Origin of the sequence: Azospirillum rugosum, from assembly GCF_017876155.1 — a bacterium.
Classification (GTDB): Bacteria; Pseudomonadota; Alphaproteobacteria; order Azospirillales; family Azospirillaceae; genus Azospirillum; species Azospirillum rugosum.
On the sequence record NZ_JAGINP010000030.1, the window covers coordinates 15,811 to 38,454 of the forward strand.

The following is a 22,644-nucleotide window of genomic DNA, read 5'->3' on the forward strand; positions in this document are numbered from 1 at the left end:
CTTTCATATGCTGCATGCGGTCTTGCGCGCCGAAAACCTGCCACACGCAAGAACACGCGTATTAGGATGCTTTCCTTTTAACGTTTTCTAGCCTTGGTACCAAGCAGCACATTTGGCATACACCTACGGATTTGCTCCGCCACACTCTAAAGCGTCCCCATTTGCGCAGCGCTGGAGACCGGAAACCCGTGGCGCCGGGCAGGGAAAGACATGAGACGGCCCGCTTCCCCCCACACGGCCGGGCAAGGCAGGCGGAGGGCACTCAAAGCCGGATAGACGTTTGCGCGGGAGCGCTTTCAAGCGCCCAGCACCCGCACCGGGTTCCCCGCGCGCCAGGCCAGGATGTCCTCCAGCGCGTCGCGGTAGAAGACCTCGCAGTTCTCGCGGGTGACGTAGCCGAGGTGCGGGGTCAGCACCGTGTTGGGGGCGTCCAGCCAGGGGCTGCCGGCCGGCAGCGGCTCCACCGGGTAGACGTCGATGCCCGCCCCGGCGATGCAGTGCTCGTGAAGCGCCGCCAGCAGCGCCGTCTCGTCCACCAGACCGGCGCGGGAGGTGTTGACGAACAGGGCCGTCGGCTTCATCGCCGCGAACTCCTCCGCCCCCACGACGCCGCGGGTGCGGTCGCTCAGCACCAGATGGACGCTGACGATGTCGGACGTGGCGAACAGCTCCCGCTTGTCCAGGCGGGCGGCGCCCGCGGCGGCGGCGCGCTCGTCGGTCAGGTTGGGGCTCCAGGCCGCGACCTCCATGCCGAAGGCCCGGCCGACCGCCGCCACCTGGGTGCCGAGCTTGCCGAGGCCGACCAAGCCCAGCCGCTTGCCCGCCAGCCCCTGCGTCAGGCCGGTCTGCCAGCGCCCCTCGCGCAGAGCCCGCTCCTCCGCCGGGATGCGCTTCACCAGGGCCAGGATCAGGCCCCAGGTCAGCTCCGCCGTCGGGGTGCCGACCATGCGCGTCCCGCAGACGGGGATGCCCCGCGCCTGACAGGCCGCCAGATCGATCGCGTTGTTGCGCTGGCCGGTGGTGACCAGCAGGCGCAGGTTCGGCAGCCGGTCGATCAGGGACGCTGGGAAGGGCGTGCGTTCCCGCATGATCACCAGCACGTCGTAGGGCTCCAGCGCCGCCGCGACCTCGTCCGCCGGGATCGGGCGGTCGAAGACGGTCAGCGCGCTGCCGTTCGGCAGCTGGTGCCACTCCGCCAGGTCGCGGGCGACGTTCTGGTAATCGTCGAGGATGGCGATCTTCATGGTCGTTTCGGGCGATCAGTTCGGAACGTACGGCGCCAGATTGGCGCGGATGCGCTCGACGACCGGGGTCACCGCGGCGGGGACCTCGAAGGTCTGGCCGGTGATGGTCTCATAGGCCTCGATGTAGATGCGCGCGGCCTCCAGCACGACCTCGGCGGGGATCTCCGGGATCGGGTCCTTGTAGGGGTCGCAGCGCTGGGTGACCCAGCTGCGCACGAAGTCCTTGTCGAAGCTCTCCGGCCGTTGCCCGGCCTCGTAGCGCTCCGGGTAGCTGGCGGCGAACCAGTAGCGGCTGCTGTCCGGCGTGTGGATCTCGTCGGCCAGGATGATGTTGCCGGCCTCGTCGAAGCCGAACTCGTACTTGGTGTCCACCAGGATCAGGCCGCGCGCCGCCGCCATCTCCCGCCCGCGGGCGAACAGCGCCAGCGCCTTGGCGGTCACCTCGTCCCACTGCGCCTGGGTCAGCAGCCCGCGCTCCACGATCTGGGCGGCGGTCAGCTCCTCGTCGTGGCCGGCGTCGAAGGCCTTGGTGGTCGGGGTGATGATGGTCTGCGGCAGCTTCTGGTTCTCGCGCAGGCCGTCCGGGAAGACGTGGCCGTACATCTCGCGCCGGCCCTTCTTGTACATGGTCCACAGCGAGGTGCCGGTGGTGCCGGCCAAATAGTCGCGGACCACGATCTCCACCGGCATGATGGTCAGCCGCTTGGCGACCACCACGTTGGGATCCGGGTATTCGATGACGTGGTTGGGGCAGAGGTCCTTGGTCGCCTCGAACCAGTGGCGGGCGATCTGGGTCAGCACCTGCCCCTTGAAGGGGATGGCCGTCAGGATGATGTCGAAGGCCGACAGCCGGTCCGTTGCGATGATCACGCGCCGCCCGTCCGGCAGGTCGTAGTTCTCGCGCACCTTGCCCCGGTAATGGTTGGGCAGTTCGGGGATGGCGGCGTCGCGCAGGACGTTCGACAGGTGCGGGGCAAGCTGGGCGGTGTCGACCATGGTTCCAAATCCGGCAAAAGGGAGCCGCATGATAGCGCAATCGCCGCACAGGGCCAGCGCGGTTATGATCCCGCTTTCGGCGGATGAGGGCTGCGCATGGTGACGGGTGGGGCGATAGAGGTCTGGTATGCCGATCTCGGCGCCCTGTCGGGCCGTCTGGAGGCCTTTCGCGCCCTGCTCTCCCCCGACGAGGCGGAGCGCGCGGCCCGATTCCGGACCGAACCGCTGCGCGAGCGCTGTGTGCTGCGGCGCGGGCTGCTGCGCCACCTGCTCGGCCGGGCGACGGGGCGGAATCCTGCCAGCCTGTCCTTCGCCTACGGGCCGCAGGGCAAGCCCTTCCTGGCGGACGGGCCGGCCTTCAACCTCGCCGACTGCAAGGACGACGTGCTGGTGGCCATCGCCCCGCCCGGCGCGACGCCCACCCTGCCGCTCGGCGTGGACGTCGAGCGGCTGCGCACCGTCCCCGACGCCGACGGGATCGCCGAGCGCTTCTTCGCCCCGGCTGAGCACGCAGCCTTCCGGGCGGTGCCGGAGCCGTTGCGCCCGCGGGCCTTCCTGAACGGCTGGACCCGCAAGGAGGCGGTCATCAAGGCGACCGGCGCCGGCCTGTCCATGCCGCTGGACCGCTTCGCGGTGGAGCTGACCCCCGGACGCCCGTCCCGGCTGCTGTGGATCGACCCGTCCCTGGGCGAAGGCGAGGCGGAGGACTGGGCGCTGTTCGACCTGCAACCCGCCACGGACCGGGTGGCGGCGCTGGCCGTGCGCGCCGGCGGCTGGCGCCCGCTGCTGCGGCCGGTCGCCGAGGCGCTCAGCCCCGCGTGACTTCCCAGGCGATGCGGGCGGGCTCCTCCCCCAGCTCGGGCGTGCCGATGACGATCTCCCCGCGCGGGCCGAGCGGGATCGTGTCGCCTTGCGCCAGCACCTGCGGTTCGGCGCCCGGCACCAGGACCTGCGTGCCGTTGCGGCTGAGATCCTCCAGCATGAAGACGCCGTCCTGCTGGAACAGCGAAGCGTGCTGGCGCGAGGCCGACGGAACGTCCAGGACGATCCCGCATTGCGACGACCGCCCAATGACCAGCTGCGGCCCATCGTCCGGAATCCGGTGGGTCTGCCCGCGGAAGGACAGGACCAGCCGCGCCGGAACCGCCCGCGGCGCCCGCACGTCGACGGTCTGCTCCGCGGAGTGCGCCACCGGCGGCGCCGAGAATGGGGCCGCGGCTGGCACCGGCGCGCCGAGCAGCGGCGTGCTGAGCGAGCGCTGTCCGTCCGGGATGGAGGCGATCTTGGCGATCAGCCCTTCGGCCAGTGCGCGCGGAATGCCGGCGGCGCGCAGCCGGCGGCCGAGGCCGGCGCGCACCTCGTCCACGCTGACGCCGGGGGCGGCCAGTTCGCGGGCGGAGGACACCCGCTCGAACTCGCCCGCCACCTGCCGGATCAGCACGCTGGCCTTGTGCCGGCCGAAGGGGCTGGTCGCGAGGTCGAGCAGGAAGCCGATGCGCTGCGCCGGCATGGGCAGGCGCCCGGCCAGCCGCTGCACCGTCGCGTCGAAGGCCGCGTCCTGCCCGCCGGCACCCCAGACCATCTTGGCGCGGCGGGTGAGCGATTCCGCCATCGCCGGACCGCCCAGATAGCCGTCGAAACCGGCCAGCCGGTCCAGGATCGCCTGGAAGGCCTTGCCCTCCGCGGAATCGGAGGTTCGGGTCAGCGGCGTCAGCCCGCCCAACCCGCCCTGGACCCGCCGCAGAAGCGCCCCCCGCGTTTCCAGAAAGCCGCCGCCGCCCAGCGCGTTCGACAGGGCCAGCAACTCGTCCGTCATGGGCAGCCGGTCGTCCAGGTCGCCGTGGACCACCGCCAGCAGGCTCTGCAACGCGGTCCCGAGGTCGGGCGCGTAGCCGATCAGGGCGCGCACCGGCTCCCGCCCGTCCACCGTCTCCGCCAGGAACTGGTCGATGACGCCGCCGTTTTCCGCGTCGCCCTCCTCATGGAAGCGCAGGATCGCGGTGACCTTGGACGGCCAGTCGCGGCACGGCTCCAGCACGGCGCCGAAGGCGTGGGTGACCAGGCGGTCGCGCTCCTCCGGCGCGCGGTCGAGCGTTGCCGCCAGCAGCCCCGCCACGCCGCCGCGCGCCAGCGCCTGGTCGAAGGGAGCCAGCGCGTCGGAGCCCTGCGCCAGCTCCTTCAGCGCCGCGAACAGGCGGAGGATCTGGTCGTGCCGGTCGAAGGGCTTGATCCCCAGAAGCGGCGCCTGGAGCGTGGCCAGCCGCATGATCGCCGGGTTGAACAGCAGCGCCTCGCGCTCGAAGTAGCGCAGCGGGTAGTAGCGGTGGAGCTGCTCCGCCGGAATGACCGCCTGCTCGTCCCAATAGCCGCGCAGCAACCGCAGCAGCACCTTCCGGCTGCCGAAGGAAAAGACCTGAAGGACGTCGGTGCAGAGTTCGGCGGCGGAAAGGTCGGCTTCGTCGATGTGCGAAATGGTCGTGGTCTTGGCGCCGCCCGAAGAGGCTTTCTGGAAGATGACCTCTTCCTTTCCCGCCCCATTGGTCTTCATGACCCGGACAACCGGAAATTTCGCAAGGCGCAGCAAATAGCCGGCCCGCTCCCGCGCCGCCGCTTCATCCTCGAAGACTCCGTCGATGTTGGGCTTGCCGCCCTGTTCGACGACCACTTCGAATTTCACGTCCCGACGCCGTGACATCATTGGCCGCGTGCCTCTACTCTGTTCGCGCGGGGACCCTTTGGCCACGTTATGGTAGGGGAGCTTCGCCTTTTTCGCAGCAAGAATCGATCCGTTCCACCCCGGCGAAACCTCCGAATGCTACCGGCGACGCCGGGCCCTTTGCGTTAGACTGCCGGACCATGCGCTTCCCGATCGTGTCCCTGAGGGTCCTGCTGGTCTGCCTGGTGGCGGCTTCCGCCCCGGCGGCCATCCATGCCCAAGCCGTCTCCGGTCCTGCCATCGCCAGTCCCGCCAACGTGGGGCCGGACGACCGCGAGGCCATCGCCCGCTCCAACTTCCGGGCGGAGGACGTCGGCTATGTCCTGTTCGACCTGGACAGCGGCGCCCCGGTTGCCGCGCGGCAGGCGGACCGGCCGTTCGCCCCGGCCTCCGTCGCCAAACTCCCGGCCATGGCCGCCGCCCTGGCGATCCTCGGGCCGGAGCACCGGTTCGAGACCAGCCTGCACGTCACCGGCACGCTGCGCGACGGTGTGCTGGACGGCGATCTGGTCCTGAAGGGCGGCGGCGACCCGTCCCTCGCCACAGAAGGGCTGATGGAGCTGGCGGCGGAGCTGCGCGCCATGGGCATCGCGCGGATCGCCGGCCGCTTCCTGTTCGACGCCTCCGCCCTGCCGGAACTGCCGGAGATCGATTCCGGCCAGCCCTGGACGGCCGGCTACAACACCGGGGTCGGGGCGCTGTCGGTCAATTTCAACCGCTTCCAGCTGTCCTGGACGGCCCGCGCGGGGCAGCCCGTGCAGGCGTCCGCCTGGTCGGTGTCCGACGCGGGGCGCGTGCCGCTTGACAGCGTCGCCGTGGAGATCGCCGCGGGCGAAGCGCTGACCGTCACGCCCGTCTCCACCAAGGGGGTTTCCGCCAGGGAGGGCGAGCGCTGGCGCCTCGCCCCGCGGCCGGGAGCCGCGTCCAGCGTTTGGCTGCCCGTCACCCATCCCGGGTTGGCCGCCGCCCACGTCTTCCGCCGCGTCGCCGCCGACACCGGGGTCGCTCTTCCCGCCCCGGTGCCGGGAACGGCGCCGCCATCGGCCACGCTGGCCGCCCTGCACCGGAGCGAGCCGTTGGGCGTGCTGGCCCGTCAGGTGCTGCGCTATTCCAACAACCTGTCGGCGGAGCTGATCGGGCTGGCCGCCGCCCGGCGGCTTGATCCACGGGTGGCGACCCTGGCCCAGTCGGCGGCCGTGCTGTCGGCCCTGCCCATGGCAGCCCTGCCCAGGACCGACTGGACGGGCTGGCGCCTGCTCAACCACTCCGGCCTCACCACCGCGTCCCGGGTGACGCCCGCGCAGATGGCGGCGGTGCTGCGCGCGGCCGGGCCGGAGGTCTGGGACCTGTTGCCCGGCGAGGACGAGGGCAAGGTCCTGCCCCGCGGGGTCCACGCCAAATCCGGCACGCTGGCCTACGCCAAGGCGCTGGCCGGCACGCTGACCACGGCCGGCGGGCGCCGGCTCGGCTTCGCCTTCTTCGTGACGGACGAGGGGCTGCGCCGCGCCATGGACGCCGCCATGGACCGCCGCGTCGCCGAGATCCCGCCGGAAGCCCGCGCGTGGCTGGCCCGTGCCCGGACGCTCCAGGCGGATCTGCTGGCGCTGTGGATTGCGCAATTGTGAAATAGCGCGCCGCCGCCCACCGCCGCGGTTGCCAAGCGGGAGCGGCGCTGTACATTAGAGGAGTCTCCGCCATTGGACTGCGTCACTGGGACGCGCGACTGGGGAATGCCATGCCGATGACACCGACAGGGCCGACCAGCCAAGCCCGGCGGCGCGCCGGGGCTCCGGTGGAGCATCGGGACATCGCGGCCAACCGCTACCACGACCGGCGGCTTGGGGCGGAGATGGTCAACATCGTGGTCGGCGGCTGCGTGGTCAGCGACGATCCGAACGTGATCATCACGACCACGCTCGGCTCCTGCGTCGCCGCCTGCCTGTTCGACCCCGTCGCCGCGATCGGCGGCATGAACCATTTCCTGCTGCCGGAACAGGGCAACGACCGGTTGTCCATCGCGTCCCGCTATGGCAGCGCCGCGATGGAGCAGCTGATCAACCGCCTGTTGTCGGTCACCGGCCGGCGCGACCGGCTGCGCGCCAAGATCTTCGGCGGGGCCAGCGTCAACGCCGCCAGCGGCCGCAGCGCCAACATCGGCCAGCGGAACGTCGAGTTCGTGATGGAGTATCTGGCGACCGAGGGCATCCCGACCATCAGCTGGGACGTCGGCGGCACCGCGCCCCGCGCGGTGCGCTTCTTCCCGACCAGCGGACGGACGCAGCGCCGCCTGATCGGGGAGGAGACGGTGCGCGACATCGCGCGGTCCGAAGCCTCCTTCATGGAACGGTTGCGCACGACCGAGATCGAGGGCGATATCGAGCTGTTCTGAGGCGTGCTGTTCCGAAGCGGGCCTGTTTCCACGAAGGGTGTTCCGACCGCATGCTCCACGGCCTTTCCCGCCTGCTGCCCGAGATCGAGGAACAGGGGCTCGACGAGGCCGCCGTCTACCGCCGCGAGGCGCTGTACGAACGGCCGCGCTTCGAACAGGGCCGCGGGCGCCTGACGCCGGCCCGCGGCGCCCTGCTCTGCCCCGTCTGCGGGCGCAGCGCCACGCGCTTCCTGCCCTTCGGGCTGGGCGGGCGGCCCAACGCGCGCTGCCCGGATTGCGGGTCGCTGGAGCGGCACCGCTTCCTGTGGACCTTCCTGGCGGAGCGCACCCCCCTCCTGCGCCGCCGGCTGAGCATCCTGCACACCGCGCCCGAACCCTGCCTGGAACCCGCCCTGCGCGCCCGGCACGGCCGTCGCTACGTGACGCTGGACCGCTTCAACCCCAAGGCGGACGTTCGGGCCGACCTGACCGACCTGCCCTTCCCCGACGGTCGCTTCGACCTCGTGCTGTCGAGCCATGTGCTGGAGCATGTGCCCGACGACCGCGCGGCGCTCAGCGAGATCGCGCGGGTGTTGAAGCCTTCGGGCATCGCGGTGCTTCTGTTCCCCTTCGATCCCAAGGGGATCACGCGGGAGGACCCGGCCGTGGACACGCCGGCCAAGCGCCTGGCCGCCTATGGGCACCCCTACCATTACCGCATCTACGGAACCGACACGCCGCAGCGCATGTTCGAAGCCGGGTTGGAGGCGACGCTCGTCGCCTCGGCGGATGTGTTGAGCGCGCACCGGCGCCGGCGCCGGCGCATCAACCGCAACCACCTGTTCCTGGCGCGCCCGCGCTCCACGGCGGCGGAGCACGGGGACGGCCCCGGAGAACGTTCCAGGGGACATTGATGAGCCGAGAGTTCCGCATCGCCACCTTCAACCTGGAAAGCCTGGACGACACGGGCGAGCCGCCCTTCGAGGAGCGGGTCGCCGTCCTGCGTCCGCAGTTGGAGCGGCTCCGGGCTGACATCCTCTGCCTTCAGGAGGTCAACGCCCAGCGGGTGGCGAAGGGGGAACCGCGCACGCTCCGCGCCCTGAACCGCCTGCTGGAGGGAACGCCCTACGCCGGCTATCACGTCACCACGGGGGGCGCAGGGAACAAGGGAGACGGGCACAAGCTGGCCGACCGCCACAACCTGGTGCTGCTCAGCCGCTGGCCCATCGCGGGGGCGCGGCTGTACCGTCACGACCTCGTGCCGGCCCCGCAGGTCCGCATGGTGACGGCCGATCCCGCACCCGCCGCGCCGGAGCCGGTCGTCTGGGATCGTCCCGTGCTGCACGCCGAGGTCGACCTGCCCGGCGGACGCCGCCTGCACGTCTTCGACCTGCATCTGCGCGCACCCATCGCCGCCCCGGTGCCGGGGCAGAAGAAGAACGCCTCCACCTGGAAAAGCGTCGGCGGCTGGGCGGAGGGGTTCTACCTCGCCTCCCTGAAGCGGGCCGGACAGGCGCTGGAGACGCGGCTGGCGGTGGACCGGCTGTTCGACGCCGACCCGCAGGCGCTGGTCGTGGTCGCCGGGGACCTGAACGCGGAGTTGGAGCAGACCCCGGTCCGCATCATCCGCGCCGACCTGGACGAGACCGGCAACGGCCATCTGGCCGGCCGGTCGCTGGTGCCGCTGGAACGCTCCGTGCCGGAGGAGCGGCGCTTCTCCGTCCTGCACGGCGGGGAAGCCGTGATGCTCGACCACCTCCTGGTGTCGCGCGCGCTGCTCGGCTGGTTCCGTCGCGCGGAGATCCACAACGAGGCACTCGGCGACGAACTGATCGCCCATGCCACGGTCAGCCATTCGCCGGAGAGCTATCACGCTCCCCTCGTCGCCCATTTCGAAATGCCGGAGTAACTGACCGAACCCGCCGTTACACCGTCACCGACACCAGCCCGCCGGGTGCGCCGCGGGTCGGGCCGGACGGCGCCGGAACAACACCGGCCGCACCACTTGAACCGGCTTGCGTGGCGGCTGCCGAAGAGCCGCTCGTCGGTGCCGGGGCCGAACGGCTCGCCGGAAGGCCGGCTGCGCTTCCCGAGTCGGAAAACCCGGCGGAAAGTCCCGAGGCCGACCGTACTTCTTGTCCCGTACCGGCGGTGGAGGAGCGGTCCGCCCTGGCCTGCGCGTCTTTCCCGTCCTCCTCGGCCTTCCGTGCCGCCGCGGTGTCCGTTCCGCCGTTCAGGCGAAGCGAGTTGCGCCGGTATTCCTCGACGATCCGTTCGGCCGGGATCTGGTCCTTGGTCTCGCCCGTGTCCGTGTCGCGGAAGAACAGCACCGCGACATGCGCCATCTGGTCGTAACGCAGATAAGGGCTGATGTAGCCGCCAGTGACCCGCCCCGGTGTCGTGGGAGCGGCCGAGGATGTGGCTGGGGGTGCGGCGGACGACGGGGCCGGCGCACTTTCGGCCGCCGGCGTTCCGACGGGCGATGGCGCCGCCGCGCCGCCGCTTGGCGCTGCACGCGTCGCTGCGATGCTGGACAGGCTGCCAATCACCATCGCTGCCCCGCCTCTCCGCTACGGCGGCTGGCTCCCAATCGCGAGGCCGCCCGTGACCGGGCGCGCGACCGGATGGCGCTCGCTCAGGCCGTGATGTTCAGGTTCTGCCCACGGGTCGGCGTCGTGTATCCGCCGCCGCTTTGCGCCTGCTGGGCTTGCAACTGTTGGGTCTGCTGGTCCTGGCGCCGACGGTTTTCCTCGGCCGCCGCCGTTTGCGCGGTGGAACCGGCGTCGTCGGTCTTCTGGGCCGCCGACGGTCCGCTGCTTAACGGTGTGACGTAAGGCTGCTGATAGCCCCCTATGCCGCTGACGCCCATGGCTCGCACTCCTCGCTGGCAGCACCACTACCTCGATAGAGTAGGCAATTTTTGCCGATTCTTCAAGCCGGCCTCGCTCAAGGTGGCTGGGTTTGGCGCGGGCAAGTTGTCGCGTCCCGGATCGGCGCGCCGAACGCTCCGCCGACGCAAGGGTTTGGCAAGCATTCACGCGCCACAGTCGGGATTTGGCGCCATCGGGCGGACGGGGTGATGAGACTTCTCTACCGCAAGGGCGACGTGCTGTTCCGCGAGGGCGATCCCGGCGACTTCGTCGCCCGCGTCCTGGACGGGCGCGTGGCCGTGGAAAAGGACCATGACGGGGAGGCGGTGCGGCTGGGTGACCTCGGCCCCGGCGACTTCGTCGGCGAGATGGGCGTGATCGAGCGCAAGCCGCGCAGCGCCACCGTCCGCGCCCTGACGGAGGTGACGGTGGAGTTGATCCCGGCGGACGCCTTCCTGGAACGCATCGCCGCGGAGCCGGAGACCGCCCACGCCCTGCTGTTCCGGCTGAGCGAAAAGCTGCGCACCCTGAGCGAAGAGGTCGTCCGCCTGCACGGCCTTCAGGAGACACCCGCGCCGGTCCCGGCCGCCAACCCCGTCGCGGAACCGCTGACCGGCGGTGCGCTGGTCCCCATGGTACCGGCGGGCGTCGTCCTGGAGCGGGGCATCCAACTCTACCAGCGCTCCTCGACCGCCTCGACGCGAATCGGGCTGCGCTGCGAGCGGTTGTTCGGCGGTCGGACGCTGTGGATCGACCAATTGCCGTTCCGAGTCGCTCGCACCAAGCGCTGGAACGATCCGCCCGCCGCCACGCCGGGCCTGCTGCGCGTGCCGGACGCCGAGCCGCACCGCCTGTCCGACCCGCATTTCGCGATCGACCGCGACGACCGGCTGGGCTTGGTCGTCCGCGACCTAGGCAGCGAGCTGGGCACCACCGTCAACGGGCAGTTCCTGGGCGGCATTTTCGCCAAGGACACGCAGATCCTGCACCTCGGCGAGAACTGCGTGGTGGCCGGCGGCGTCAAGTCGCCCTTCGTCTTCCGAATCGACGTGACGGGCTGATTCGTCAGGCCGGTTCCGGCGCCAGGAAGGCGTCCTCGCGGATGGCGAAGTCGAAGCGGTCGCCGCTGAGTGCGGTGACGTCGTAGACCAGGGTCTTGTCGATCCGGTTGTCCGGCAGAAAGGTCAGGACCCGCGGCTTCAGCGTGGCGATCTCCGCCGGCTGGCAGTAGAGGGAGGCGGCGATGATCACCTCGTCCCCCGGCTGGCAGGTCCGCGCCGCCGACCCGTTCAGCACGCAGCAGCGCGACCCGCGCTCGCCATAGATCACATAGGTGCTAATCCGCGCGCCGGAGTTCTTGTTCCAGATGTCCACGAACTCCAGCGGATAGATGCCGACCGCCTCGCACTGCTCGGGGTCGAGCGTGATCGATCCCTGATAGTTCAGGTTCGCGTCGGTGACGCGGATGCAGTGAAGCTTGGCGCGAACGACTTTGATCATCAGCCCTCTCCGGTCGGCAGCCCGGCCCATGGCCCCGTAGGTTGGGTGGAGCCGCAGGCGCAACCCAACACCGCTGGCGTGGCGACGTGTGTTGGGTTTCGCTGACGCTCCACCCAACCTACGGAATTTTACATGCCGCCGGGGTAGTTCGGGCCGCCGCCGCCTTCCGGGACGACCCAGTTGATGTTCTGGGTGGGGTCCTTGATGTCGCAGGTCTTGCAGTGCACGCAGTTCTGCGCGTTGATCTGCAGGCGCGGGTTCGTCCCGTCCTCATTGCGCACGATCTCGTACACGCCCGCCGGGCAGTAGCGCGTCTCCGGCGCGTCGTACAGCGCCAAGTTCACCCGGATCGGCGTCTCCGCGTCCCGAAGCGTCAGGTGCGCCGGCTGGTTTTCCTCGTGGTTGGTGTTCGACAGGTACACCGACGACAGCCGGTCGAACGACACCACGCCATCCGGCTTCGGGTAGGCGATCTTCGGCGCCTCGCTGGCCTTCTTCAGCGTCGCGTGGTCGCCGTGCTTGTGGTGGAGCGTCCAGGGCGACTTCCCCCGGGTCGCCGTCTCGTAGGCCGCGTTGGCCAGCCCGGCCCACAGCCCCTTTTGGAAGCCCGGGCGGATGTTGCGGACCTCATGAAGCTCCTTCCACACCCAGGACGCCTTCAGCGCCTCCGGGTAGGCCGTCACTTCACGCCCGTTGGTGCCGCCGGTCAGGTGCTCGAAGATCGCCTCGGCCGCCAGCATGCCCGACTTCATGGCGGTGTGGTTGCCCTTGATCTTCGGCACGTTCAGGAAGCCGGCGGCGTCGCCGACGATCAGCCCGCCGGGGAAGGTGAGCTTGGGGATCGACTGCAAGCCGCCCTCGCTCAGCGCGCGGGCGCCGTAGGCGATGCGCCGGCCGCCCTCGAAGGTCGGGCGGATGGCCGGGTGCGTCTTGTAGCGCTGGAACTCCTCGAACGGCGAGAGGTGCGGGTTCTCGTAGTCGAGCCCGACCACGAAGCCGACCGACACCAGGTTGCCCTCCATGTGGTAGAGCCAGCTGCCGCCGTAGGTCTTGGGGTCCATCGGCCAGCCGATGGTGTGGACGATCAGGCCGGGCTGCGACTTGGCGGGGTCGACCTCCCACAGCTCCTTGATGCCGATGCCGTAGGTCTGCGGGTCGACGCCGTCGCGCAGGTCGAACTTGTCGAACAGCGTCTTGGTGAGCGAGCCGCGGCAGCCCTCGGCGAAGATGGTCTGCTTGGCGTGCAGTTCCATGCCCGGCGTGTAGTTGCCGGTGCGCTCGCCGTCCTTGCCGATGCCCATGTCGCCGGTGGCGACGCCCTTGACCGCGCCGTCCTCGTCGTAGAGCACCTCGGCCGCGGCGAAGCCCGGGTAGATCTCCACGCCGAGCTCCTCGGCCTGGGCGGCCATCCAGCGGGCGAGGTTGCCCAGGCTGATGATGTAGTTGCCGTGATTGTGCATCTGCGGCGGGGTGAAGGGCGACTTCAGCGCCTTGGTCGGGGTGAGGAAGAGGAAGCGGTCCTCGCGGGCCGGCGTGGTGAGCGGCGCCCCCTTCTCCTTCCAGTCCGGGATCAGCTCGTCGAGCGCGTGCGGCTCGAACACCGCGCCCGACAGCAGGTGGGCGCCGACCTCCGAGCCCTTCTCGATGACGCAGACCGACAGCTCCTGCCCGGCCTCATTGGCCAGCTGTTTCAGGCGGATGGCCGCGCTCAGGCCCGACGGGCCGGCTCCGACGACGAGGACGTCGTACTCCATCACCTCGCGCGGGTCGCGATCCATATCCCCTAACCTCCGCGTTGTCGTTGCCGCCGCCGGGGGCCCAGTGTCCGCTTGGGTCCGCTGGGTCCGGTTGCCGTCCGGGGCGGGGGGCGCCATTTCGCACCCGCCAAAAAGGATATCGGGGGCATGAAAGACCACAGGAGCCGTGCTAAGGTCAAACGATGATTGACCAATGCGACATCCTTGCTGCGCTGCGCTGGCACGTGGACATCGGCTGCGACGAAGCCATCGGCGACGAACCGGTGGACTGGGCGAGCTTCACCGCCCGCCCGCTCGTTGCGCGCGCTCCGGCCCCCACACCCGGTGGTCCGATGCCCGGCGGCGGGATGGCGGGCGGTGCGATGCCGGGGTCCGCACGTCCGGCCGCCGCGGCGCGTGCCTCCTACGCCGCGACTCCGGCGCCGACCCAACCGCTGGGCGCCAGCGAGGCGGGGGCGAGCGCGCGGGCCCGCGCCAAGGAAGCGCGGACCCTGGCGGAGTTGGAAGCGGCGCTTCGCGACTTCGACGGCTGCCCGCTGAAGGCGACGGCGATGAACACGGTGTTCGCCGACGGCAACCCGCAGGCCTCCATCATGCTGATCGGCGAGGCGCCGGGCGAGGACGAGGACCGGCAGGGCAAGCCCTTCGTCGGGGTCAGCGGCAAGCTGCTGGACCGCATGCTGGCGCAGGTCGGGCTGGACCGCGGCAAGGTCTACATCAGCAACATCCTGCCCTGGCGCCCGCCCGGCAACCGGTCCCCCACCCAGGCGGAGATCGCCGCCTGCCTGCCCTTCCTGGAACGGCATGTGGAGCTGATCGCGCCCAAGGTGCTGGTGCCGCTGGGCGGAACCTCGGCCAAAACGCTGCTGAACCGGGCGGAAGGCATCACCCGGCTGCGCGGCCAATGGTTCGACTACGCGTCCCCCGGCCTGCCCGGCCCGGTGCCGGTCATCCCGATGCTTCACCCCGCCTACCTGCTGCGCAACCCCATCGCCAAGCGCGAGGCGTGGCGCGACCTTCTGACGCTGGCGCAGCGCTTCGGGGCGTAGCGCCCGGCGCGGGCGGCGTTCGCCACACCCAAATGCTTAAAATACTTCGTTTATGCGATCTATTTTCGCCGCAACCACCGAATATTCGACTCTTTTGAATTTCACAGTAAAAGCCAAATACTCCGATCGATCGGAAAGGTTATCGAAGATCCCGCTATGCGGTTGCGCCGAACCAGACAATGTGACGCATGACCTAGCGCCGAACGGGTCTTCCATCCGAGCTAGGGCCATTTTTCCGGTCATATTAAGTGCCTGAAAAACATCACGAACGCACCAGCTAGTCCGTCATTGGAGAATCATCTACTTGCGATTCTCGGCGTATGCGGTTACACGGATTCCATGCTCCGGAACTTTTGCATCGCAGCGACGACGATCGCGCTGCGGCGGAACCTTCTGGGGGCGCTGGGAACTGTGGCCGTTTTATGCGCGGCACCCGACCCGACCGGCGGTTTCCGTTCGGCCCAGGCAGCCCTCGTGATCCACGCGCCGGACGGACGCCCCGTGATCCCGCCGGGCTTCGAGCGCGCGGACCAGCCCCTGATGCTGGCCACCGACGAGGATGCCCTCTCGGTCCAGATGTCGGAGGAGGAGGCGCACCGCTACCGTCGCATCTTCGCGCTCCAGGACCGCGCGGAGTGGGAGGCGGCCGATTTGGAAATCAACCAGCTCCGCGACAAGCGGCTGCTGGGCTATGTGCTGCGCCACCGCTACCTGCACCCCGACCGCAAGGCCAGCTACGAGGAGCTGGCCGCCTGGATGCGCGAGTACGGCGACCTTGCCGGGGCGGAGCGCGTCCACAGCCTCGCCCAGCGCCGCCAGCCGGCCGGCCAGCGCGCGCCGAAGCCGCCGCGCGGCAACGACGGGGAGCGGCTGACCGGCTCGCTGGAACGGCTGGGCGGCTTGCGCCCCGATCCCCCGCCGGAACCCGCGCTGGAGGAGGCGTCCGTCGAGGATGGAGCCATCGAGAGCACGGCCATCGAGAACACGGCCGACGAGAACGCCCCGGGCGATGCGCCGGCGGAGTCCGCGGACGCCGTGGCGGAAAAGGACAAGGAAAAGATCACCGTCGCCCCGCGCAGCCGCACGACGAACCGCCCGCGCGACGACCGCAACGCCGTGGCCCGCGTGCAGGATCTCCTGCGCGCCGGCAAGCCCGGCGCGGCGCTGGCCCTGCTGAGCCAGGACGACATCGGGCGCAAGCTGGACAGCGTGCAGTACGACCGGTCGCGGGCGCGGATCGCCGCGGCGCTCTATTATTCGGGGGAGGTCACGCAGGCCCTGTCGCTGGCCTCCGCCAGCGCGGCGCGGTCCGGCGACGTGGTGACGGACGCGCATTGGATCGCCGGGCTCGCGGCGTGGCGGCTGAAGCAGCACGACCGCGCCGCGCGGCATTTCGATGCCATGGCCGCCGCCCGACCGCGGTCCCCCTGGATGGCCACGGCCGCCGATTATTGGGCGGCACGCGCGCACGCCCGCAAGGGCCGCGCCGAGGAGGCGCGCGCCCATCTCGCCGCGGCGGCGCGTTTCCCCCACACCTTCTATGGCCTGCTGGCGCACCGCACGCTGGGCGGGATCGGGAACCTGCACTGGCAGACCCCGGAACTGACCGGCCGGCATCTGAAGGCCCTGGCGGACAAGCCCGGCGGCCTCCGCGCGATCGCCCTGCTGCAAGCCGGCCAGCGCGACCTGGCGGAGCTGGAGCTGCGGCGCATCCACCCGCGCGGCGATGCGCTGGCGGAGCAGGCGCTGGTGGCCCTGGCCGAGCATGCGGGGCTGCCGGCCCTGGCGCTCCAGGTCGGCAACGCGGTCACGGGGCCGGACGGCGCGCCCTACACGGCGGCGCTCTACCCGATGCCGCACTGGAAGCCGCGCGACGGCTTCGCCGTGGACCGGGCGCTTCTGTTCGCGGTGATGCGCCAGGAATCGCGCTTCGACCCGAAGCTGGTCAGCTCCGCCGGGGCGTCCGGGCTGATGCAGATCATGCCCGCCACCGCCCAGCACGTGCAGGAGCGCAACGCCGACATCGGGGAGGCCGACACCAACCGGTCCGGCCTGTTCGACCCCGCCACCAACATGGAGCTGGGCCAGCGCTACCTCGCGGAACTGCTGAACAGCCCGGACATCGGCAACAACCTGTTCCTTTTGGCCGCCGCCTACAACGCCGGGCCCGGCACGCTCGCCCGCTGGCGCCGGGACATGGCGGAGGTCACCGACCCGCTTCTCTTCATCGAGAGCCTGCCTTACGCCGAGACGCGGAACTATGTGGAGAAGGTCGTCGCCAACTTCTGGATCTACCGTTTGCGCCTTGGGCAGGAGATCGGGTCGCTCGACGCTGTTGCGGCCGGGGAGTGGCCACTCTATATGGCAGTGGACGTCCGCCCGACCGCACGAGCAGCCCAAGTCGCCCAGCATGCCGAAGATTGACGAATCCCGCCCCTTCCTGTCCGTCAACATTGCCGTCGTGACGGTGTCCGACACGCGCACGCTGGAGGACGACCGCTCCGGCGACGCCCTGGTGGAGCGGCTGACCGGCGCCGGCCACCGGCTGGGCGCCCGCGCCATCGTGAAGGACGACATCGCCAGCATCCGCGCCCAGGTCCAGGCCTGGATCGCCGACCCGGAGATCGACGTGGTGCTGACCACCGGCGGCACCGGCGTCACCGGCCGCGACGTCACGCCGGAAGCGGTGGAGGCCCTGTACGAGAAGCCGATCCCCGGCTTCGGCGAGCTGTTCCGGTATCTCAGCTACGCCAAGGTCGGCACCTCGACGATCCAGAGCCGGGCGACCGGCGGCGTGGCCAACGGCACCTACATCTTCGCCCTGCCCGGTTCGCCCAGCGCCTGCCGCGACGCGTGGGACGACATCCTGGTGTGGCAGCTCGACAATCGCCACCGCCCCTGCAACCTCGTCGAGTTGATGCCGCGCCTGCGGGAGCATCAGGCCTGACGGCGGAAGCGCCGCGCCGGGCCCAATCATGCTGACCGCCCTGCACACGGCGCTCGCCCGCCTGCCAGGCTTCGCGGATCTCCCGCCCGACGCGCTGGAACTTATGCCGCGCAAGGGCGTGGCGCACGACCATGTTCGGCTGAAGGGCCGCGGTCTGGTCGCGCGCGTGCCGCGCTGGAGCCAGATGGGCCTCGACCCCGCGGCGAACCTGGAGCAGCAGGCCACCGCCTTCCGCCGCGCGGCGCCCAGCGGCCACACGCCGGAACTGGCGGCCGTGCTGCCGCCCGGCCCAAGCCCAACATCTGCCCTCCCCATGGGCGCCCTGCTGGTGACCGAAATCGTCGGCCGCTCGCCCCGCCTGCCGGAGGACATGCCGGCGATCGCCCGCGCCCTGGCCGCCCTGCACGCCTTGCCCCTGCCCGATCCGGCCGACCGGCCGCCCCTGCCGGCGCCCGCCGACCCCGTCGCCGCGACCTTGGCGCAGGTGGAGCGGCAGGCCGCCTGGTTCGACCGCGCCGGCTTGGCGCCCGAAGCGCTGGCGCGCATCCATGCGGAGTTGGAGGCGGCGCGCGCCTTCCGGCCGGCGACGGCCCCGCCGTTGACGCTGGTCGGCAGCGACGTGCACCCCGGCAATTTCCTGATCGACGGTTCCGGCAAGGCCTGGTTCACCGACCTGGAGAAGGCGCAGTACGGCCACCCGGCCATCGACCTCGCCCACGCCAGCCTCTACACCTCGACGAAATGGGAGCGGGAGGTCGCCGCCGCCTTGACGCCCGAGGAGGTCGCGGACTTCATCGGCGCTTGGCAGGCCGCGGTGCCGGCACCCCTCGCCGAAGCGGTCCGGCCGTGGCTGCGCCCCTTGCGCCGGCTGACCTGGCTGCGCACCTTGTCCTGGATGGCGCGGTGGGCGGTCGAAGGGGCGGCGCTGTCGCCGGACATGCCGGAGTCGCTGGCGGCCTACATGGACGCCCACGCGACCGACGTCCTTCGTCCGGACACCGTCGAACGGGTAAGCCGTGATTGGCGGTAGCGACTCGGGCTTGCCCAAGGTTAATGTTTCTTGTTGATTGCTCCAGGCCATCCGGCCGTTCGTGGGTCATGATGGCTTGATGACGTGGACACAGTTGTCCTTCATTTAAACCCGGTGGCGTGCAGGTGAACGCGGCATGACGACATTCCGAAGCAGGCCCTTCAGCGGCGGTCCCTTCAGCGGTGGGCGGGCGGCCCTGGCCGCCCTGCTCCTCTCCACGGCGGGCGTTCTGCCGGCCGCCGGCGCGGAGGCCGCACCGGGCTCGGTGGACCGGCCGTCGCTGACCTCGGCGACCGGCAGCTACCTCGCCGGGCGCTACGCCCAGCGCCAGGACGACTGGAGCAACGCCGCGCTGTTCATGGCGCATGCCCTGTCGGCGGACCCCGGCGACCTCGCGCTCCTGCGCCGCACCTACCTGCTGAAGCTCGGCGAAGGGCGCATCGACGCCGCGCTGGATCTGGCCAAGCGGCTGATCGACAAGGACAACGATCCGCAGCTCGCCATCATGCTGCTAGCCGCCGACAATCTGGCGCGCGACAAGCTGAACGAGGCGGAGGCGATGGCCGCCCGCATGCCCAAGGAGGGCATGGCGAAATACATCGGCCCTCTGCTCGACGCTTGGCTCGACGCCGCACGCGGCAAGACCGACGAGGCGTTGCAGGCGCTGCGCCCGCTCGGCCAGGCCAGCGGCTTCAACGCGCTGCACGACCTGCATGCCGGGCTGATCCTCGACCTCGGCGGCCGCAAGGACGAGGCTGCGGAGCGCTACGCCAAGGTGGTGGACAAGGAAGCGCCGCTGCGCGTCGTCCAGATCGTCGGCAATTTCTATGAGCGCGCCGGCCGCAAGGACGACGCGCGCAAGCTCTACGAGGCATTCCGCGCCGACAATCCCGACAGCCTGATGATCGAGCCGACGCTGAAGGCGCTGGACGGCGGCACAGCGCCGGCTCCCACGGTGGGCGACGCCCGCCAAGGCCTTGCCGAAGCCATGTTCGACATGGCCAGCGCCGTCCATCACGAAGGGGCGGAGGAGACCGCCCTGCTGTTCGGCCGGATCGCCCTGCACCTGCGCCCCGACTTGACGCTGGCGCGCCTGATGATCGGCGACGTGATGGAAAGCCGCGACCATCACGCCGATGCGCTGGCCGAGTACTCGTCGCTGGACAAGGACCCCGTGCTCGGCTGGTCGGCCCGCCTGCGCGCGGCCGACGCGCTGGCGCGGATGGACCGCAACGACGACGCCATCGCGCTGCTGAACCAACTGTCCGCGGAGCGGCCGGAACGCACGGACGCGACCATCCGGCTCGGCGACCTGTACCGCAGCGCCAAGCGCTTCGACGAGGCCGCAGCCACCTACACCCGCGCGCTGGACCGCATCGGCAAGCCGGAGGAACGGCATTGGGCGGTGCTCTACGCCCGCGCCATGTCCTACGACAAGATCGACCGCTGGCCGGACGCCGAGCGCGACCTGATGGCCGCGCTGGCCCTGAAGCCGAACGAAGCCTACCTGCTGAACTACCTCGGCTACAGCTACGTGGACCGCAACATCAACCTCGACGAAGCCAAGGGGATGATCGAGCGGGCGGTGGCCCTGCGCCCGAAGGACGGCTACATCGTGGACAGCCTGGGCTGGGCCCTCTACCGCACCGGGGACTTCGAGGGCGCGGTGGAGAAGCTGGAGCGCGCGGTGGAGCTGAAGCCGACCGACGCGACCATCAACGACCACCTCGGCGACGCCTACTGGCGCGTCGGCCGGCGCAACGAGGCGCGCTTCCAGTGGAACCGCGCGCTGCGCACGGCCGACGAGGAACCGCTGAAGGAGCAGATCCGCGCCAAGCTCGACCAGGGCCTCGTCGACCCCAAGGCCGCGCAGGCCGCTCATCCGAAGGTGCAGTGAGAGCGAGTTATCCCTCTCCCGCCCCGGGAGAGGATGGCCGCGCAGCGGCCGGGTGAGGGTCGCGCGAGGATCAGCGCAATGATCCTTGGCAACACCCTCACCCTCCCGCCTTCGGCGGGCCCCTCCCTCTCCCGAGGCGGGAGAGGGGTTTTTCGGCTTTCCCACCATCACCAAATCCGCTTTAGTCTCCGCGCCCCACCGCGGAGACGACCGACCATGACCGCCATCGCCGAGACCGCACCGGCCAAGCTGAATCTCTACCTCCATGTGGTCGGCCGCCGGCCGGACGGGTACCATGAGCTGGACAGCCTCGTGGCCTTTGCGGAGGTGGCGGACCGGGTGACGGTGCAGCCGGGGATCGCGCGGCTCGCGCTCCGCGGGGTGGAACTGCCGCCGGTCGGGCCGCGGCTGGCCATTTCCGGGCCGTTCGGTCCCGTGCTGATGGGGGAGAACCCGGCGCAGAACCTCGTCATCCGCGCAGCCTACGCGCTGGCCGGCCGGCTGGGGCGGGACGCGGACGCGATGATCGGGCTGGAGAAGCTTCTGCCGGTCGCGTCGGGCATCGGCGGGGGGTCGGCGGACGCGGCGGCCACGCTTCGTGGGCTCGCCCGGCTGTGGGGCGTGCCGGTCACCGACCCGCGCCTGTATGAGGTGGGCGCCGCGCTGGGCGCCGACGTGCCGGTCTGCCTCGCCGGGCGGGCCTGCTATTTCGGCGGGATCGGGGATGTCCTGGACGAGGCCCCCGCCCTGCCCGAAACCCAGGTGGTGCTGGTCAATCCCGGCGTGCCCGTGCCGACTCCGGCCGTCTTCAAGGCGCGCACCGGCGGCTTTTCCGAGTCGGCCCGCTTCACCGAGGCCCCGGCCGACGCCGCCGCCCTCGCGGCCCTGCTGCGGGAGCGCCGCAACGACCTGACGGCGCCGGCCCTGACCGTGGCGCCGGTCATCGCCGACGTGCTGGCGGCGCTGGAGGCGACGCCCGGATGCCTGCTGGCGCGCCTGTCCGGCAGCGGCGCCACCTGCTTCGGCCTCTACGCCGACGCCGGCGAGGCCGCAGCCGCGGCGACCGCCATCCAGGCGGCGCAGCCGCGCTGGTGGGTCAAGGCGGCGCGCCTGCTGCCCACCGCTGCGGACGCGCCGCCGCTGCCCAAGGGGATCGCCGCCGCTCCGGCCGGAGCCGTCGCCCCGCCACCGCCGGTCCCCTTCCCGGACACCGGCGGCTGGGGCGTGGGCTGACCGGGGCTGACCGCTCCCTTGTTGCCGCGACGGAGCGTCAGCAGCCGCCGCCGCGGGTCATCGCACCGCCGAGCATAGCGCCGCCGAGCGTGCCGGCGGCGGTCGCCGCGAGCTTGCCGTCGCCGCGACCGAACTGCGACCCGACCAGACCGCCAACGGCCGCCCCGCCGAGCACACCGACCAGATCGCCGTCCAGCAGGCCGCAATCGGCCGGCGGAGGAGCTTGGCGTACGACCCGCCGGGGCTGCTGGACGATGACCGGGGGCGGCTCCTCCACATAGACGGGGGCCGGGGCGTAGTGCACTACGGGCGGCGCTTGCCGGACGATCACCGGCGGCGGCCGGCGAACGATCACGACCTCGTCATCCTCGTAATACTCCCGCTGATGCCCGTGGTGGCCGTGCTTGGCGCGCCAGCCATGGGCCGGCGCCCAGTCGGGCGGATCGGCCAGGACCGGCGGCGCCCAGGCGCCGAGGGCCACGACGCCGGCCACCAGCGCGACGGCGAGGGACTTGGGTGCGAAGCGGACGTGCGACATGGAAGCTCCAAAGGAGTGTTCTTACCCAGATGAACAGCTGGGGCTGAGCGGTTCTTCCATCAATCAACCCAGACGGGGCATGACATTTTGTGGCCCCTGGCGCCGATCGGGCAGCCACTCCGGGAGGAGGCGCGCCGCAAGCGTCGCGCCCGTCCGCAAAGCGGATTGTTGGGAAAGCAAATTTTTTTCGTCCCTGACGGATTAAGTGCGATCCCGCTTCGTAAACCGTATGTCAGTGAGCGCCTCAATGGTCGCGCATGACAACAGGCGTTTTATTGTGCCCGTTCAGCAAGAAACACGTTTCGACAACAAGATGAGGAATTTTCTTGAAGATGATCTTGCAGGAAAGCGTGGCTTTCATTAAATAGACATCGCCGGCGAAGAGCAGACGTTGGCCCTTCGGCCGATCAGGCTGAATGAAGCGATCTCATTGCGAGGCCGCACCGTAACAGGTGCGGCCTTTTTTTGCTTTCCTTCTGGTAGAAATCGGTAAGCAATC

General features: G+C 70.5%; 20 protein-coding genes. 12 read left to right on the forward strand and 8 right to left on the reverse strand.

Going from position 1 to position 22,644, the window contains the following annotated elements; genetic code table 11:
- Window positions 1-296: 296 nt before the first annotated feature.
- Both J2851_RS30560 and J2851_RS30565 read right to left on the reverse strand, forming a co-directional pair.
- Window positions 297-1,244, reverse strand: a complete 948-nt coding sequence (locus tag J2851_RS30560; protein ID WP_209771397.1) for a D-2-hydroxyacid dehydrogenase family protein — start codon at window positions 1,242-1,244, stop codon at window positions 297-299.
- Between the two features lie 15 nt (window positions 1,245-1,259).
- On the reverse strand, window positions 1,260-2,240 hold the full coding sequence (locus J2851_RS30565) for a phosphoribosylaminoimidazolesuccinocarboxamide synthase (protein ID WP_209771399.1): 981 nt from the start codon (window positions 2,238-2,240) through the stop codon (window positions 1,260-1,262).
- A gap of 96 nt (window positions 2,241-2,336) precedes the next feature.
- Between J2851_RS30565 and J2851_RS30570 the strand changes: the two genes are divergently transcribed.
- Window positions 2,337-3,062, forward strand: a complete 726-nt coding sequence (locus tag J2851_RS30570; protein ID WP_209771401.1) for a 4'-phosphopantetheinyl transferase family protein — start codon at window positions 2,337-2,339, stop codon at window positions 3,060-3,062.
- On the opposite strand, the gene J2851_RS30575 is transcribed toward J2851_RS30570, so the two are convergent.
- Window positions 3,049-4,917, reverse strand: coding sequence for an FHA domain-containing protein (locus J2851_RS30575; RefSeq protein ID WP_307420635.1), 1,869 nt, complete (start codon window positions 4,915-4,917; stop codon window positions 3,049-3,051). The genes J2851_RS30570 and J2851_RS30575 overlap by 14 nt on opposite strands.
- 179 nt (window positions 4,918-5,096) lie before the next feature.
- On the opposite strand from J2851_RS30575, the gene dacB reads away from it, so the two are divergent.
- The 4 genes from dacB to J2851_RS30595 all read left to right on the forward strand — a co-directional run bounded on the left by dacB (window position 5,097) and on the right by J2851_RS30595 (window position 9,233).
- Window positions 5,097-6,581 carry a D-alanyl-D-alanine carboxypeptidase/D-alanyl-D-alanine endopeptidase gene (gene dacB, locus J2851_RS30580; RefSeq protein ID WP_209771405.1) on the forward strand — a complete coding sequence of 495 codons (1,485 nt, stop codon included), beginning with the start codon at window positions 5,097-5,099 and terminating at the stop codon, window positions 6,579-6,581.
- A gap of 116 nt (window positions 6,582-6,697) precedes the next feature.
- Window positions 6,698-7,345 carry a chemotaxis protein gene (locus J2851_RS30585; protein WP_209771408.1) on the forward strand — a complete coding sequence of 216 codons (648 nt, stop codon included), beginning with the start codon at window positions 6,698-6,700 and terminating at the stop codon, window positions 7,343-7,345.
- A 50-nt stretch (window positions 7,346-7,395) separates the two neighbouring features.
- Window positions 7,396-8,238 (forward strand): class I SAM-dependent methyltransferase, encoded by an 843-nt coding sequence (locus J2851_RS30590; protein ID WP_209771411.1) that lies wholly within the window; start codon window positions 7,396-7,398, stop codon window positions 8,236-8,238.
- Entirely contained in the window at window positions 8,238-9,233 is a 996-nt protein-coding gene (locus J2851_RS30595; RefSeq protein ID WP_209771414.1) for an endonuclease/exonuclease/phosphatase family protein, read from the forward strand. The genes J2851_RS30590 and J2851_RS30595 overlap by 1 nt, the downstream gene beginning before the upstream one ends.
- Before the next feature lie 16 nt (window positions 9,234-9,249).
- Here J2851_RS30595 and J2851_RS30600 read toward each other — a convergent pair whose 3' ends face one another.
- Window positions 9,250-9,876 (reverse strand): hypothetical protein, encoded by a 627-nt coding sequence (locus tag J2851_RS30600; RefSeq protein WP_209771416.1) that lies wholly within the window; start codon window positions 9,874-9,876, stop codon window positions 9,250-9,252.
- An 83-nt stretch (window positions 9,877-9,959) separates the two neighbouring features.
- A complete protein-coding gene (locus J2851_RS30605) occupies window positions 9,960-10,193 on the reverse strand; it encodes a hypothetical protein (RefSeq protein WP_209771418.1) in 234 nt (77 codons plus the stop codon).
- A gap of 210 nt (window positions 10,194-10,403) precedes the next feature.
- Here J2851_RS30605 and J2851_RS30610 point away from each other — a divergent pair, with 210 nt between their 5' ends.
- Complete coding sequence (locus J2851_RS30610; protein WP_209771419.1) at window positions 10,404-11,255, forward strand: cyclic nucleotide-binding domain-containing protein; 852 nt, start codon at window positions 10,404-10,406, stop codon at window positions 11,253-11,255.
- A 4-nt stretch (window positions 11,256-11,259) separates the two neighbouring features.
- On the opposite strand, the gene panD is transcribed toward J2851_RS30610, so the two are convergent.
- Entirely contained in the window at window positions 11,260-11,694 is a 435-nt protein-coding gene (gene panD, locus J2851_RS30615) for an aspartate 1-decarboxylase (protein ID WP_209771421.1), read from the reverse strand.
- Between the two features lie 128 nt (window positions 11,695-11,822).
- Entirely contained in the window at window positions 11,823-13,472 is a 1,650-nt protein-coding gene (locus J2851_RS30620) for an electron transfer flavoprotein-ubiquinone oxidoreductase (RefSeq protein ID WP_209771423.1), read from the reverse strand.
- Between the two features lie 161 nt (window positions 13,473-13,633).
- Between J2851_RS30620 and J2851_RS30625 the strand changes: the two genes are divergently transcribed.
- The 6 genes from J2851_RS30625 (at window position 13,634) to J2851_RS30650 (ending at window position 21,607) form a co-directional block, all read left to right on the forward strand.
- Window positions 13,634-14,500, forward strand: a complete 867-nt coding sequence (locus J2851_RS30625; RefSeq protein WP_209771425.1) for a uracil-DNA glycosylase — start codon at window positions 13,634-13,636, stop codon at window positions 14,498-14,500.
- Between the two features lie 339 nt (window positions 14,501-14,839).
- Window positions 14,840-16,924 (forward strand): lytic transglycosylase domain-containing protein, encoded by a 2,085-nt coding sequence (locus J2851_RS30630; protein ID WP_209771427.1) that lies wholly within the window; start codon window positions 14,840-14,842, stop codon window positions 16,922-16,924.
- Window positions 16,911-17,447, forward strand: a complete 537-nt coding sequence (moaB, locus tag J2851_RS30635) for a molybdenum cofactor biosynthesis protein B (protein WP_209771429.1) — start codon at window positions 16,911-16,913, stop codon at window positions 17,445-17,447. The genes J2851_RS30630 and moaB overlap by 14 nt, the downstream gene beginning before the upstream one ends.
- Before the next feature lie 28 nt (window positions 17,448-17,475).
- Window positions 17,476-18,477, forward strand: a complete 1,002-nt coding sequence (locus tag J2851_RS30640; RefSeq protein ID WP_209771431.1) for a phosphotransferase family protein — start codon at window positions 17,476-17,478, stop codon at window positions 18,475-18,477.
- 136 nt (window positions 18,478-18,613) lie between these two features.
- Window positions 18,614-20,374, forward strand: a complete 1,761-nt coding sequence (locus J2851_RS30645; protein WP_209771434.1) for a tetratricopeptide repeat protein — start codon at window positions 18,614-18,616, stop codon at window positions 20,372-20,374.
- Between the two features lie 216 nt (window positions 20,375-20,590).
- A complete protein-coding gene (locus J2851_RS30650) occupies window positions 20,591-21,607 on the forward strand; it encodes a 4-(cytidine 5'-diphospho)-2-C-methyl-D-erythritol kinase (RefSeq protein ID WP_209771436.1) in 1,017 nt (338 codons plus the stop codon).
- 37 nt (window positions 21,608-21,644) lie between these two features.
- Here J2851_RS30650 and J2851_RS30655 read toward each other — a convergent pair whose 3' ends face one another.
- Window positions 21,645-22,145 (reverse strand): glycine zipper 2TM domain-containing protein, encoded by a 501-nt coding sequence (locus J2851_RS30655; RefSeq protein ID WP_209771438.1) that lies wholly within the window; start codon window positions 22,143-22,145, stop codon window positions 21,645-21,647.
- Window positions 22,146-22,644 lie beyond the last annotated feature (499 nt).

Bases quoted from the DNA above. Each gene is read 5' to 3' on its own strand.
- J2851_RS30560 (WP_209771397.1), bottom strand. From the start codon at position 1,244: ATGAAGATCGCCATCCTCGACGATTACCAGAACGTCGCCCGCGACCTG.
- J2851_RS30565 (WP_209771399.1), bottom strand. From the start codon at position 2,240: ATGGTCGACACCGCCCAGCTTGCCCCGCACCTGTCGAACGTCCTGCGC.
- J2851_RS30570 (WP_209771401.1), top strand. From the start codon at position 2,337: ATGGTGACGGGTGGGGCGATAGAGGTCTGGTATGCCGATCTCGGCGCC.
- dacB (WP_209771405.1), top strand. From the start codon at position 5,097: ATGCGCTTCCCGATCGTGTCCCTGAGGGTCCTGCTGGTCTGCCTGGTG.
- J2851_RS30585 (WP_209771408.1), top strand. From the start codon at position 6,698: ATGACACCGACAGGGCCGACCAGCCAAGCCCGGCGGCGCGCCGGGGCT.
- J2851_RS30590 (WP_209771411.1), top strand. From the start codon at position 7,396: ATGCTCCACGGCCTTTCCCGCCTGCTGCCCGAGATCGAGGAACAGGGG.
- J2851_RS30595 (WP_209771414.1), top strand. From the start codon at position 8,238: ATGAGCCGAGAGTTCCGCATCGCCACCTTCAACCTGGAAAGCCTGGAC.
- J2851_RS30600 (WP_209771416.1), bottom strand. From the start codon at position 9,876: ATGGTGATTGGCAGCCTGTCCAGCATCGCAGCGACGCGTGCAGCGCCA.
- J2851_RS30605 (WP_209771418.1), bottom strand. From the start codon at position 10,193: ATGGGCGTCAGCGGCATAGGGGGCTATCAGCAGCCTTACGTCACACCG.
- J2851_RS30610 (WP_209771419.1), top strand. From the start codon at position 10,404: ATGAGACTTCTCTACCGCAAGGGCGACGTGCTGTTCCGCGAGGGCGAT.
- panD (WP_209771421.1), bottom strand. From the start codon at position 11,694: ATGATCAAAGTCGTTCGCGCCAAGCTTCACTGCATCCGCGTCACCGAC.
- J2851_RS30620 (WP_209771423.1), bottom strand. From the start codon at position 13,472: ATGGATCGCGACCCGCGCGAGGTGATGGAGTACGACGTCCTCGTCGTC.
- J2851_RS30625 (WP_209771425.1), top strand. From the start codon at position 13,634: ATGATTGACCAATGCGACATCCTTGCTGCGCTGCGCTGGCACGTGGAC.
- J2851_RS30630 (WP_209771427.1), top strand. From the start codon at position 14,840: ATGCTCCGGAACTTTTGCATCGCAGCGACGACGATCGCGCTGCGGCGG.
- moaB (WP_209771429.1), top strand. From the start codon at position 16,911: ATGCCGAAGATTGACGAATCCCGCCCCTTCCTGTCCGTCAACATTGCC.
- J2851_RS30640 (WP_209771431.1), top strand. From the start codon at position 17,476: ATGCTGACCGCCCTGCACACGGCGCTCGCCCGCCTGCCAGGCTTCGCG.
- J2851_RS30645 (WP_209771434.1), top strand. From the start codon at position 18,614: ATGACGACATTCCGAAGCAGGCCCTTCAGCGGCGGTCCCTTCAGCGGT.
- J2851_RS30650 (WP_209771436.1), top strand. From the start codon at position 20,591: ATGACCGCCATCGCCGAGACCGCACCGGCCAAGCTGAATCTCTACCTC.
- J2851_RS30655 (WP_209771438.1), bottom strand. From the start codon at position 22,145: ATGTCGCACGTCCGCTTCGCACCCAAGTCCCTCGCCGTCGCGCTGGTG.